At 41.6% G+C, this 12,503-nt stretch carries 12 protein-coding genes; 6 read left to right on the top strand and 6 right to left on the bottom strand.

Annotated elements, in window-relative coordinates:
- Positions 1-3 precede the first annotated feature (3 nt).
- The 4 genes from FTT71_RS01525 (at position 4) to FTT71_RS01540 (ending at position 2,259) form a co-directional block, all read left to right on the top strand.
- Positions 4-780, top strand: coding sequence for an RNA methyltransferase (locus FTT71_RS01525; protein ID WP_004971802.1), 777 nt, complete (start codon positions 4-6; stop codon positions 778-780).
- 156 nt (positions 781-936) lie between these two features.
- Positions 937-1,551 (top strand): RNA polymerase sigma factor, encoded by a 615-nt coding sequence (locus FTT71_RS01530; RefSeq protein WP_180043365.1) that lies wholly within the window; start codon positions 937-939, stop codon positions 1,549-1,551.
- Complete coding sequence (locus FTT71_RS01535; protein WP_004971804.1) at positions 1,548-1,868, top strand: hypothetical protein; 321 nt, start codon at positions 1,548-1,550, stop codon at positions 1,866-1,868. The genes FTT71_RS01530 and FTT71_RS01535 overlap by 4 nt, the downstream gene beginning before the upstream one ends.
- Positions 1,858-2,259 (top strand): DUF3106 domain-containing protein, encoded by a 402-nt coding sequence (locus tag FTT71_RS01540; protein ID WP_004971806.1) that lies wholly within the window; start codon positions 1,858-1,860, stop codon positions 2,257-2,259. Before FTT71_RS01535 ends, FTT71_RS01540 begins: the two co-directional genes overlap by 11 nt.
- Positions 2,260-2,359: 100 nt before the next feature.
- Here the strand turns inward: FTT71_RS01540 and FTT71_RS01545 are convergent, their stop codons facing one another.
- From FTT71_RS01545 to cxpE, 4 genes are all read right to left on the bottom strand, one after another.
- Complete coding sequence (locus FTT71_RS01545) at positions 2,360-4,774, bottom strand: CSLREA domain-containing protein (protein ID WP_228153770.1); 2,415 nt, start codon at positions 4,772-4,774, stop codon at positions 2,360-2,362.
- A 57-nt stretch (positions 4,775-4,831) separates the two neighbouring features.
- Complete coding sequence (rbtA, locus tag FTT71_RS01550) at positions 4,832-6,649, bottom strand: rhombotarget A (protein ID WP_167845887.1); 1,818 nt, start codon at positions 6,647-6,649, stop codon at positions 4,832-4,834.
- Between the two features lie 122 nt (positions 6,650-6,771).
- Complete coding sequence (hda, locus tag FTT71_RS01555; RefSeq protein WP_004971812.1) at positions 6,772-7,476, bottom strand: DnaA regulatory inactivator Hda; 705 nt, start codon at positions 7,474-7,476, stop codon at positions 6,772-6,774.
- 14 nt (positions 7,477-7,490) lie between these two features.
- Positions 7,491-8,711: a chloramphenicol efflux transporter CxpE gene (gene cxpE / locus FTT71_RS01560; protein ID WP_167845886.1), complete on the bottom strand. Its 1,221-nt coding sequence runs from the start codon at positions 8,709-8,711 to the stop codon at positions 7,491-7,493.
- Between the two features lie 134 nt (positions 8,712-8,845).
- Here cxpE and purM point away from each other — a divergent pair, with 134 nt between their 5' ends.
- Together purM and purN are read left to right on the top strand one after the other, a co-directional pair.
- Positions 8,846-9,916 carry a phosphoribosylformylglycinamidine cyclo-ligase gene (gene purM, locus FTT71_RS01565; protein WP_104853216.1) on the top strand — a complete coding sequence of 357 codons (1,071 nt, stop codon included), beginning with the start codon at positions 8,846-8,848 and terminating at the stop codon, positions 9,914-9,916.
- A 10-nt stretch (positions 9,917-9,926) separates the two neighbouring features.
- Positions 9,927-10,556 (top strand): phosphoribosylglycinamide formyltransferase, encoded by a 630-nt coding sequence (purN, locus tag FTT71_RS01570; RefSeq protein ID WP_104853305.1) that lies wholly within the window; start codon positions 9,927-9,929, stop codon positions 10,554-10,556.
- 89 nt (positions 10,557-10,645) lie between these two features.
- Here purN and FTT71_RS01575 read toward each other — a convergent pair whose 3' ends face one another.
- Both FTT71_RS01575 and sppA read right to left on the bottom strand, forming a co-directional pair.
- Complete coding sequence (locus FTT71_RS01575) at positions 10,646-11,464, bottom strand: alpha/beta fold hydrolase (protein ID WP_004971819.1); 819 nt, start codon at positions 11,462-11,464, stop codon at positions 10,646-10,648.
- Positions 11,461-12,483, bottom strand: a complete 1,023-nt coding sequence (gene sppA, locus FTT71_RS01580; RefSeq protein ID WP_180160667.1) for a signal peptide peptidase SppA — start codon at positions 12,481-12,483, stop codon at positions 11,461-11,463. The genes FTT71_RS01575 and sppA overlap by 4 nt, the downstream gene beginning before the upstream one ends.
- Positions 12,484-12,503: the final 20 nt, after the last annotated feature.

Genomic DNA, 12,503 nt, shown 5'->3' on the forward strand with positions numbered 1-12,503 from the left:
CGCATGCCTACGATTTTTTTAGAATCAAAAGATAACCCGAAAATTAAACACTTACGTGGTTTAATTGAACAAAATAACTATCGCAAAAAACAGGGACAAACGGTACTTGAAGGTACACATTTGTGTCTGGCGTGGTTACATGAAAATAAAAAAATCAATTCGATTTTTACCACCGAACATGCACTAAGCCATCCTGACTATGAGCGTATTTTGGCTAAATACACAGGCGTGGTCTTTGTCATTGGCGAATCTTTATATAAAGATTTAAGCACTTTAGGCACTTCCCTTGCCTGTTTAGCCATTGTCGACGTGCCAAGTTCAAGCCAAGCTTTAGACTTTAAAGCAGACACACTGATTTTAGAAAATGTGCAAGATCCGGGTAATGTCGGCACCTTATTGCGCTCTGCAGCAGCAGCAGGTATTGAACAAATTATTTGTACCAAAGGCTCTGCCTCACTTTGGTCGCCACGGGTGTTACGTGCAGGCATGGGCGCACACTTTAGCTTGCATACCTTTGAAAATATTGAACTCGAAGATGTCTTAGCACAATTTCAGATTCCTGTATATGTGACCAGTTCACACCATGCAGAAAGTCTCTATTCCAAAAATCTGCGTAAGGCTTGCGTCTGGATTCTAGGCAATGAAGGTCAAGGTGTGTCCGATTATGCCTTACAGCATGCAGAAGCGGTAAGTATTCCACAACCAGGTGGACAGGAATCTTTGAATGTGGCAATTGCAGGCTCAATCTGTTTCTTTGAAATGGTACGCCAACGTCTGTAAATGGTTAATTTATTTTAAAAAGACTAGCCCTGCAAAAAAAATAGATTAGACTGAAAATAATAACTTGCAATGTCAACCAAACCATTGTTTTTAGCGTTATAAAAATATGATGTTAAAAATAATCGTGGGTATCCAATGACAGGATTTTCCATCTCTATGGATTTAAACCCGAAGTCGTCACACTCGGAAAATTTGAGTGCTCTTAAGAGTACGGCTGAGCAACGTCTGAAGAATTTTATGCAAGAAGTAACGGGGCGTGCCTTAGTGATGATGGAAAGTGCAACGCAAGGACAGCACGGCATTGCTATGGATTTGGTGCAAGAAGCCTTTATTTCCTTGCATAAATCTTATGCTGACAAAGCCACAGAGGAATGGTATCCCCTGTTTTACACCATTTTAAATAACAAATTACAAGATTGGCGTCGTAAAGAAGCTCGCCGCGCTCAACCGTTTTCATGGTTCAAAAAAATCAGTTTAGATGATGACGATGTTGAACAACTTGATATTGTCGATGAGCAAGCACTCAATCCTGCAGAGTTTTTAGATCAAGCTGTGACTGTAGAAGAAATTCAGGCAGCAATTGCGGGGCTTCCTGTGCGGCAACAACAAGCTTTTATGTTACGTGCTTGGGAAGGTTTTGATACGCAAACCACCGCACAAATTATGAACTGCACTGAAGGCAGTGTAAAAACGCATTATCACCGTGCTATTCAAGCTTTACGCAACAGTTTGGCACATATGAATCCGTATCTGGGAGGATCATCAGAATGAAACAAGATGATTTCTTAAAACAAGTGACATCTAAACTTGATGGATTGGCTCGCCACCATCAAGACAAAGCCGCGGTCATGAATCATGTCTTGGACAATATTCAAGACAAGAAAACATCGCGCTATGGGCTTTGGAAAATGTCAGGTTTTGCATTGGCTGCGGCAATTGCAGGTTTTGTGGTCTTGCCAAATTCAATGGAAATGACCACACAGCCGCAGAATCAAGCTGTATCTGTTCCTAAACTTTCTCCACAAATGGTGGAAGATTTAGAAATGTTAATGGTGTTGGGTGAGGACAAAGTTCCACATGGCAGCTAAACGAATTGTGATTGCGTGTTGTGCGCTCAGTTTTTTACAAACCAGTTTTGCAGGGTTTGAGCGTTTTTGGATTTTTTCCAAAGATGCAGATACGCAAATTTCAGAAACCTGGGAAACTCTTTCTGAAGAAGAACAATTGGCCTTAATTAAGCGCTATCAAAACTTAAAAGAAATTCCTGCAGAAAAAAGCGTAGCTTTACAGCAGCGGATGGATTGGTTTACTCAACTGCCTGATAGCGAAAAACAAAAAATGCGTGAAACTTGGCAAAAAATGAGCACGCAAGAACGTCGTGAATTAGGACAACGCTTGCAACAAGCAACACCTGAACAACGACCTTTAATTCGTCAGGAATACATTCTTAAATATCAGCAGCCTGCAATGAGTCACTAATTTTATCTGTTCATGGATAATAGAAAGTACTTGAAGTCACCAATAACAAAAGCCTCATCGTGTAAAACAGATGAGGCTTTTGCAATAAAGAGTCGGTAGATTACGATTTTCTTGGACGTTGACGATAGAACGCCAATCCGATTAAACCAAACATACCCCAGAAACCTAAGCTTCCCCCACCGCCACCACTGGCTTCATAATTGGTATTTTTCGCTGTATTTTCTAAAGTAATGGTCGCTTCAGGCGATAATTCCAGTTCATGATCGAAAATCGTGTATTTCAGCTCATAATCAAATGGGCTAAAGCTATTTCGTACTTGAACCTGAATATTGCCACCATAACAAATTTCACGTGCATAATCCCCAGGACAAGGTGCTTGACGATCTGCCGTAAGTACCACACCTGAAGGTACTTGTGTAAAACGAATTGCCAGTTCTTGTCCTGTACTATCTTTATAGAATGCAGGCTTATTGGTATTTTCTTTCAAAGTGCTGATAGAACCATCGCCTGCATCGCTATCATTCAGCAATGGATTAAAACTCACTTTGAGGTCTGTACCATATTCAAGTCGTACACGATCATCTTTTGCAATTGGGGCAATATTGCTAAATTTACCTTCAAGTAAGCCCGAAGAATGCAAATTACTGTCCAATTTTGAGGTAATGGTGTATTTACAATACGCTGAATCGGTTGCTTCTGTGACTTTATCATTCAGTCGATACATCACAATCCGTTGCAACTGTGCATCCCATTCACATTTGAATAGTGGATCTTGGGTCAATTTATCGGTACTAAATGTGGTACCTGAACCCGAAATTGCACCAATCCCCAATACTTCAGTGCTAATGCTAAAGTTGTCAGAATTAAGCTGTCTTAACTGAACAAATTTCCCATCTGCAGTTGGTTCATCTTGCTTTAATGCCATCGCAAATGGATCAACATAAATGGCACGATATTGCTGCTTAGCTTTGGTATTCGCCAACAAATCCTGCATCGTTTTCAAATCAGTACGCGATTGAGAAACGACCGAAGATGCAGCATCTTTACTTTGATCTATCGCAGACTGAATACGGTCAATTTGTTGCTGATAATTGGCAAATAAACTTTCATAAGAGACATTACGCAAGCTTTGAATATCGGCTGCATTTAAGCGCATCACTTCTACAGAGCCAATTTCACAGGTATTTTTTGCATCAGGATTTAAAGTTAAAGTTGCATTACTCACCCGCGCTAAACCACGTTGTTCATAATCACTACACCCCATGCTGTTTACATCAATCAAATCTTTCGCAGGGTCTGAACCAAGTTTTGGATAATACAACGGCAGGAATAAATTATAAGCAGATGGTTCTTGCAAGGGCTGCAATACTTGATCAAAGCTAAGCCCTGTCAAATCCAAATTTTTAGCACCATCATAAGAACTATTTGCTGTTTCAGGCAAATCACACTCGCCTTGCTCTGTCGCTGATCCCATTGCGAATAAGGCATTGCGAATTGTGTTGATGTTGCGCGCCTGCTCTAAGCTCGCAGGGAATGCATAACGACAAGATTTACCTTGGTTAAAGGCCAACATATTAAAAGAGAGGACAATACGTGGATAATTGTCATAAAACAAAGTACTCAATGCTTTATTTTCAACAATGGTATTACTTTGCAAATACACCTGTGACAAAGTGCTAAGCGGATGATTTTCTGCATTACTTAAGTTAAAGATATGACCTTTGCTGGTATCAGCTTGGTTTTGTGCAATCGTACTGGCAGTCAACGCAAGATCTGGTTGGCCGCAAAGATCAAAAGTACTAAGACTATTTGCAGCACCATTTTTCACAATACTGCTGCGGTCAATTTTCACCATAGAGCGTGTATTGACCAAGTTGGCACTACAATCCATTGCCAACACACTACCTACTTTGGCTTGGTTCGCATGGATATAAGCATTTTCTAAATTGACTTGACGCTCCGCTTGATGAGCAACAACGTAAATTGCACCACCTTGTTCTGCATGCGAATTTTGAATTTCGACATTGTTCGCAGCTAATGGGCCTGCCACAAATAATGCACCACCCTTGCCTGCATCTGCAGGGTTTGCATTACCACCACCATGGGCATTCCCATTTTTTAGAATGACATCGTATAGCGCCACGCTGGCTTGGGTATCTGAAGTATTGATAATGCGGCTATTGCCATGTGCATTAATAGTGGTTTTTAACGGTGCAATTGAAGGATAACGATGTGTAATTGGATCTACTTGGTTATAGTCGACCGCTGTCGCCCCATAAATACGCACCATAGATTGCGGGCGTAATTCTGAGTTTAAGATATATTCCCCAGCCTGCAACTGAATCATATCGGTTGCACCACGGTTGGTATTGCCTGCGCTACATCCACCGAACGCAATATTCTGCTTGGCCGCAACTAACGCTTCACGTAATGAACATTTGCTTAAGTCTTCACCATTTTGATCTTCAAAGGTCGTGACCTGAATCACACGATTATCTGCTGCCATAAGCGACATAGCAGACAGCACCATTATCCCTAATAGTGTTTTTTTATTATTTTTCATATTCATCCTTTATGCTTTTCTACGGCGTAAACCCAACAAGCCCAATAAAGCCATTAATCCGTAAGCGCTCCATGCACCGCCAGAAACTTTTATTTTATCGCTTTCCATACGATTTTCATGTTCTTGAATAACTTGGACTTTCACTTCCATATAAGGTGTTGTGCTGTTAAAACGTGTGGTACTGGTGACTAATTTAATTTTAAAAACATCTGCACCATGCCAAGCAGAATCTGGGGTATATACCAAATTCCCCAACTCATCTACGGTCAATTTTCCTTTAGAACGTGTATCGAGTTGCTCAATTTGCACACAACCTGCTTGCCATGCTTGGCCTGTCGGATTGTTTGGATAGACTTGATCACAAAATTCTTTAGGCACCAAATCACTATCACCCAACAAATCACTCACCGACATTTTAGCAATTTGACCCGCCAAAATATCTTGACCTATAAGCCCCATAGTTTCAGGAACCATCACCTCTATTGCACCACGGTCACATAAGGTAATATCTGACTGACGGTTTTTACCGCGCTGATCTGAAGCAGCACAACCGACTACCGTATTATCCCCCAGTTGTAATTGCCCCTGATTCAACACCACAGAATCTTTCAGGCTGTTATAATTGAGCAATACGCGTGGGCGCATAAAGCCCAAGAATGAGTTTTCAGGAACTTGATATGGACAAAAGAGTGCCGTTTTATCTTGACTGAGGGTTTGGCATGCACCTTCAAGCAGATTACCTGCAAGCACCGAATTTGCAGTCCATAGCGTATTTGGATAGTTGCTATCGCCTGCTCCACAGCCTGCGCCGACTAAATTATTTTGCAATCTTGTTGCATCTGAACCTGCTTGCACACAGTTTGCTGCAGTATTCACACTCACAGGATGTGGATTACCCAAAATCACACTATTGGCAATATAGGCTTTACCCAAAGGTGCGTTGAGATACACACCACGGCTGTTACCAATCAAGCTAATGTTATTGACACCAATATCATCCAGCACATTCATGACATAGCCTTCATTTGCAGTAAAAGTACTGCTCACGATCATATTCCCCATACTAGGAAAGGCTTTGATTTCTTCATCTGCCAAACTTGCTGCAGAATAGAGATTGGCTGAAGCAACTGATATGGTTTTGTTGCCTTTAAATACTGAAGTTGTAATCACAAAGCGTGGGAATTGCGTATAAATGACGCCACCTTCCTGCGCTTGGTTAGCTTCAAGCAAGCTATTTTTGATCTCAATAAAACCTGCAGGGATCTTCTCGTCAGTCATTTGTGCGAGGTTATAAATTGCCCCACCTTGATTGGCTACACCCTGACTCAGTTTCACATAGTCTAAAATTAAATGTTCATTATTATAAATCAGACCACCTTGTTGCTGACGACAGCGTTCCTCACCGCAGCCCTGTAAAGTTAATTCTTTTAAAGAAACTTTTAAGAAACGATCCTTGCTATCTTCAATGTGGAAAATTCGCTCATTGCCGCGCATCTGAATCGTGGCATTATTCAAACCTGGGGCAGTTTTATCATTCAGACTACTGTCATAGGTGGTTTTAATTTCAAGGTTTTCTGTAATTTTAAGTTGAGTATCAATTTGATAGACGGCTTTCTTTTCTAATAAAATCACACTTGAGGCATTTTTGCCGCCACAGCCCAAATAGCCTTCTTCGGGCATGCCTAAATTAATATACTCAATGGCTTCACGCAAAGAACATTGTTGATCATCTGCTTTGGTGTCAGCAGTGGTGGTGACAATGATATTACTACTATATGCATGACCTGCGATAAACAGCATACCAATGCCGATGCTCTGCTTGAGCATAAGCGTACTCCTTGTAATTTTCTTTGTTTTTTTTCTTCTTTAGTTGCAAATTCCCTGCAACTTCGAATTATTTTCCGAATAATTTGGCATAGCTTGCGCAAATTCTCAAGTAATTTTAATTTTTACCGATATTCGTCAATTAAAGCATAAATCTGACGCAGGTTTGCTCCACTTAATTTCGTTTTCTCTCCTTTAAGTAATTGCACCAACTGTTCAAGGCTTTGCAGCAAAATCGAGGTCTGCTGTGGGCCATGTAACAACAAATAATCAATAATTTGTGGGTCGATGATAATCCCGCGACGCTCTAACACGGAACTCACTAAAGCTTGTCGGTCTGCATACAAACTGCCTGAAGGCACTTTAACACTCACTGCCTGCGTCAAACGTGATTGCAAATCGGGCAATTCAAGCTTTAATTCAATCGGTGCAAAACGTGATGAAAACACCAACTGACCACCAACCTCATTGCTGTAATTGATTAAGTGAAACACCGCACGTTGCCAATGTGGTACACCACTAATCGCTTCAATATCGTCTAAAGCAACCAAATCATAACGGTCTAAAGAGGTAATTGCTTCTGTTGGGGCATCCAATAATTCAAGTAAGGATACTTTAATAGCTGATTTGCCAATTTCTAAATAGGAATCGCAAATTGCAGACAATAAATGACTTTTGCCTGTGCCCGCACCACCATAGACATAAAAGCGATTGACCAATCCTGCATGAAGCTGTCGAACTGCATCAATCACATGCCCCCAACCCGGACCAGAAAAATCACTGATCCGTGCATCTAATTGAGGCTCGATATCTAACTGCAGTTGACGCATAGAATTGTAATCACCTAGGAGTTTTGCTGATCTGAGGGCTTTATCTTACTTGATTTTTCAGTCTGTTGCAGTGAATTTGCTGACTGAGGATCAAGCTCAATATCAATATGAACTTGTGCTGTATCAATGCTGATGTCACCCGATGCACCATCTTCCGACACCACCACAGGTTGCCCATACAAATAACTTTTTTCGTAAAAATCACGTAAATGACGCAGTAAAACCACAATCACTGCTGCTACTGGTAAAGCAATCAACATACCCATGAATCCAGCCAGTTGTGCACCTGCTAAAACAGCAAACACCACCGCGACTGGCGAAAGCCCGATTTTATCACCCAATAAAAACGGTTGTAGAATATAGCCTTCCACCGCCTGTCCAATCATAAAGACCACAAGGACTAAAACCAATTGCATCCAGTCAATGCCAAATTGTAGGAAAGTGGCAATAATGGCTGCAACAATCCCTACAGCGAAACCTAAATACGGAATAATACTAGCAAGTCCCGCAACCATCCCAATAATCAAACCGACTTCTAAACCAATCAGTTGCAATCCAGTCGCATAAACGACGCCCAACAAGATCATCACCAAAAACTGACCTTTAACGAAAGCACCTAATACACTGTGACATTCTTGCACCACAGCTAAAGTGCTTTGCTCATAAGGACGCGGAATTAAGCGACGCAGGCTGTCGAGCATACGCTGCCAGTCGAGTAGAAAATAGAAAGCAATAATTGGAATCAGCACTACGGTACCACCAATTTGAATAAAATTCAGACCAGACTGTGCAACACTCAATAACATGGCCTGAATACTATCGGCACTATAATTGGTTTGCACATAATCCATGACGATGCTGCTCATGTGCGAGGTATCAATTTCCATTTCTTCAATATGAAAAGTCGAAGACACCCACGGCAAGAAGGTCGAATTGATCCAGTTAATACCGACAGGAATACTGTCACGCGCAATCATCAACTGCTTCCAAACCAAAGGAATGATGTACCAAACTGCCAAAGTCAGCGCGATGCCAATCCCAATAAAAACCAAACTGATAGATAGCCAACGTGGCAAACCGACTTTGCAAAATTGTTCAACCAATGGGCTAAATAAATAAGCCATGAAAAATGCAACAACAAAAGGAATGACAACCGGTTTTAATAAGTACAGCACCCAAAGGAGCAGAACTATCCCAGACAGGATAAAAATGCGACGCAAGGTACGATCGACCATAGAAATTCGCCTTTTTTCAGTTTATTCGTTATAGAAGTTAAAATATTTGAATAAAGATAGCATTTTAGCGCATAAATAACATAAGAGTTTCGTATATTCAGGTATAATCGCCCCGCGAATGCGGAGACTTCATTATGAGCAACTCAACTTCTAACCCAACCACTGGTTTAAGCTATAAAGATGCTGGTGTCGATATTGAAGCGGGCGACGCGTTAGTCGATCGTATCAAATCTGTCGCTAAGCGCACGACTCGTCCTGAAGTGATGGGTGGATTAGGCGGCTTTGGCGCACTTTGTAAAATTCCGAAAGGTTATGAAGAACCTGTGCTCGTATCTGGCACAGATGGTGTAGGAACTAAATTACGTTTAGCGTTGAACCTAAACCGCCATGACACAATTGGTCAAGATTTGGTGGCAATGTGTGTAAATGACTTACTGGTGTGCGGTGCTGAACCTTTATTCTTCTTAGACTACTATGCAACAGGTCACTTAAATGTAGACGTTGCAGCCAATGTTGTTACAGGAATTGGTAAAGGCTGTGAGCTTGCAGGCTGTGCGCTTGTAGGTGGTGAAACTGCTGAAATGCCAGGCATGTATGAAGGTGAAGATTACGATCTTGCAGGCTTCTGTGTGGGCGTGGTTGAGCAAAGCAAAATTATTGATGGCTCTAAAGTAAAAGCTGGTGACGTTCTGATTGGTGTCGCTTCTTCAGGTGCACACTCAAACGGTTACTCTTTACTTCGTAAAATTTTAGACGTAAAAAATGTTGATTTAACTCAACTGGTTGATGGTCGTCCACTGGCTGACGTTGCCATGGAACCAACACGCATTTATGTCAAATCAATGCTTGAACTGTGCAAACAAGTTGATGTGCATGCTATGGCGCACATTACGGGTGGCGGTTTACCAGGTAACTTACCACGTGTATTGCCAAATGGTGCGCAAGCAGTGATTGACGAATCATCTTGGGAATGGCCAGAACTGTTCAAATTGTTACAACGTGAAGGCGGTGTAGAACAGTTTGAAATGTATCGCACCTTTAACTGTGGTGTAGGTATGGTTGTTGTTGTAGATGCCAACGATGCAGACAAAACAGTTGAACTTCTCAACAGCCTTGGCGAAAAAGCTTGGGTGATGGGTCATATTCAAGACAACGCCGAATCCGTTGAAGGCGCAGATGAAAAAATTCGCGTAATTTTTGCGTGATTTGACTCAGATGATCAAAATAGCTGTCCTCGTTTCAGGCAGCGGAAGTAACTTACAAGCCCTGATAGATGCCAATCTTTCAGGGCAAATTGTTGGGGTTATTTCCAATAAGCCTGATGCTTATGCTTTACAACGCGCTCAACAAGCAGGGATTCAAACTGCAGTGATTGAGCACAAACAATATCCGAGTCGTGAATTATTTGATGATGTCATGCATCAACAATTACTTGCATGGGATGTTGATTTGGTGGTGCTTGCGGGCTTTATGCGTATTTTAAGTGCCAAATTTGTGCACGCTTGGGAAGGTAAAATGCTCAACATTCATCCTTCACTCTTGCCGCATTATAAAGGCATGCACACCCATCAACGTGTACTCAATACAGGCGATACTTTACATGGTTGTACCGTGCATTATGTCACTGCTGAATTAGATGCAGGTCAAGCACTGGCACAAGGTGTGTTGCAAGTAAACATCCACGATGATGCCGAAAGCTTGGCGAACCGTGTGCATGTGTTGGAGCATTTGATTTATCCGCAAGTGGTTGAATGGATTTGTAACGGAACCATTCAGCACACTGCGCAAGGTGTGATGTATCGCCAACAACTGATACAACAACCTGTGCAGTTTTGCAATTTTTAAATATTCTTTAAGTATGTAGCTTTTGATATATACGAAAAAACGCCTGTTGATCAGGCGTTTTTTATGGTTCGTATTTGGTTCAGACTGAATTAAACAGAAGCAGCTTTACTCTGCTGTGCTTGAATCAAATCTTTAATCAACTGCACCGTCGCTTCAGGTTTTTCTAAAGGGAACATATGTCCACCTTCAACCACCTGATAAGCAATGTTGAATTTCTTGGCGGTAATTTGTGGGAAACCTGCTTTTAAGAACGGCCCTTTTTTTGCAATCACCAATTCTGTCGGCACTTGCAGTTTTGCTTGCGGTAACCACCACAGTGATGGATTGGTTCTAAAAATATTGACCTCGTCCATTTTTGGAATGGTCAATTGTACTCCGCCTCGCACATGGTCATCAGTCAAAGCATGCTCGATATAAGCCTGAAAACAATCGGCATCGAAATCTTGATAAAAACCTTTCGGACGCAATAAGTCTGCTGCTTGCTCACGACTTTCCCAATGATCACGACGGCGCAAAGACAAAGATGCAGGCGACAGTTGATCTACTGCTTTAAGCTTAAACATTTTGGCAAAATGTAAAAACACCGATGCTTTACCCATAATTAAAGGTGGATCAAGCATGATCACTTGTTCAAATAATTCAGGGCGTTGTAAAGAGGCTTGAAACGACAACACTGCACCTAAAGAATGCCCCAACGCAATCACTTTACGTCCCTGAGCTTGACGTACAACACTATCAATCACTTGTTGGGTTAAGCTTTGCCAATGATTATCAATCGGATAACGCTTATCTGGCCCCAACAAAGGGACGTAAATCACATCGTAATCATCTTTAAGTAAATCAAACAGTTTTTGATAAACCTTCGATGGCACGCCATTGGCATGCGCAAAATGAATCAGTGGTTTCATTGTAATTTCGCGTTTTGCTCAGTCTGAATATGTTGAGATAAAGAAGTGGCAAAGCCCTCTCCCACTGCTGCACCCATACGACCCAACACAGAGTCTAAAGGACTATGTTCAATGGTATAGTTCACTGTTTTATCTAGGTTTAAATCACGCTTCAGGCTATTTAAACTGCCAATCTTATCGGCAATGCCTAAAGTCACGGCTTGCTCACCTGTCCAGAACAGACCTGAGAAAATCGCAGGATCTTGTGATTTCAGTTTCGCACCACGTCCATTTTTCACCGCTTGAATAAAATGACCATGCACATTATCCAATACTGCTTGCACATGCTTTTTCTGTGCAGGATCGACAGGTTGCGTCATCGACAACAAGGCTTTATTTTCACCCGAAGTCATAGTGCGATCTTCCACACCCATTTTTTGCATTAAACCACTCAGGCCGTAATTTGGCATAATTACACCAATTGAACCCACCAAACTAGATGGATTGACAATAATTTCATCGGCAGCAGAGGCAATATAATAGGCACCTGAGGCACCAGTATCGCCAATGACAGCATACAGTTTTTTATCCTGATGCTGTTTTTTCAGATATTGAATTTCTTGCCAAATTTCATCGGATTGTACAGGTGAACCGCCAGGTGAATTGATGTTCAGCACTACGGCTTTACTGTTGCTATTTTCATAGGCTTTTTTCAGCGACTTAATGGTGTCGTTGCTGTTCACACTTTGCTTATCTGATGCAATCGTTCCAACAATATCAACCACCGCTATGTGCGGACTCGCGGCAGATGGATTCGTCGTCGTGGTACTACAGCCTTTGCCCATAATGACCAAGAGCAAAAAAATATAGGCAAAAGTTAAAAACTTAAAGAAAATTCCCCAACGGCGTGCACGACGTTGTTCTTCAACTGAGGCTAAAACTGCTTTTTCTAATAGTTTCCACTCATTGCCTGTTGGCTGCTGTGCATGTGGTGGGATTTGCTGCGATTCATTTTGTGGTTTTGGTGGCCAATCGGACATGAAACAATCCAAAAAATAGT

Origin of the sequence: Acinetobacter sp. YH01004 (assembly GCF_013420455.1) — a bacterium.
Taxonomy (GTDB): domain Bacteria; phylum Pseudomonadota; class Gammaproteobacteria; order Pseudomonadales; family Moraxellaceae; genus Acinetobacter; species Acinetobacter towneri.

Coding starts and splice junctions, on each gene's coding strand:
- FTT71_RS01575 (WP_004971819.1), bottom strand. CDS start 11,464: ATGAAACCACTGATTCATTTTGCGCATGCCAATGGCGTGCCATCGAAG.
- FTT71_RS01540 (WP_004971806.1), top strand. CDS start 1,858: ATGGCAGCTAAACGAATTGTGATTGCGTGTTGTGCGCTCAGTTTTTTA.
- purM (WP_104853216.1), top strand. CDS start 8,846: ATGAGCAACTCAACTTCTAACCCAACCACTGGTTTAAGCTATAAAGAT.
- FTT71_RS01535 (WP_004971804.1), top strand. CDS start 1,548: ATGAAACAAGATGATTTCTTAAAACAAGTGACATCTAAACTTGATGGA.
- cxpE (WP_167845886.1), bottom strand. CDS start 8,711: ATGGTCGATCGTACCTTGCGTCGCATTTTTATCCTGTCTGGGATAGTT.
- FTT71_RS01530 (WP_180043365.1), top strand. CDS start 937: ATGGATTTAAACCCGAAGTCGTCACACTCGGAAAATTTGAGTGCTCTT.
- rbtA (WP_167845887.1), bottom strand. CDS start 6,649: ATGCTCAAGCAGAGCATCGGCATTGGTATGCTGTTTATCGCAGGTCAT.
- FTT71_RS01525 (WP_004971802.1), top strand. CDS start 4: ATGCCTACGATTTTTTTAGAATCAAAAGATAACCCGAAAATTAAACAC.
- purN (WP_104853305.1), top strand. CDS start 9,927: ATGATCAAAATAGCTGTCCTCGTTTCAGGCAGCGGAAGTAACTTACAA.
- sppA (WP_180160667.1), bottom strand. CDS start 12,483: ATGTCCGATTGGCCACCAAAACCACAAAATGAATCGCAGCAAATCCCA.
- hda (WP_004971812.1), bottom strand. CDS start 7,476: ATGCGTCAACTGCAGTTAGATATCGAGCCTCAATTAGATGCACGGATC.
- FTT71_RS01545 (WP_228153770.1), bottom strand. CDS start 4,774: ATGTCGCTTATGGCAGCAGATAATCGTGTGATTCAGGTCACGACCTTT.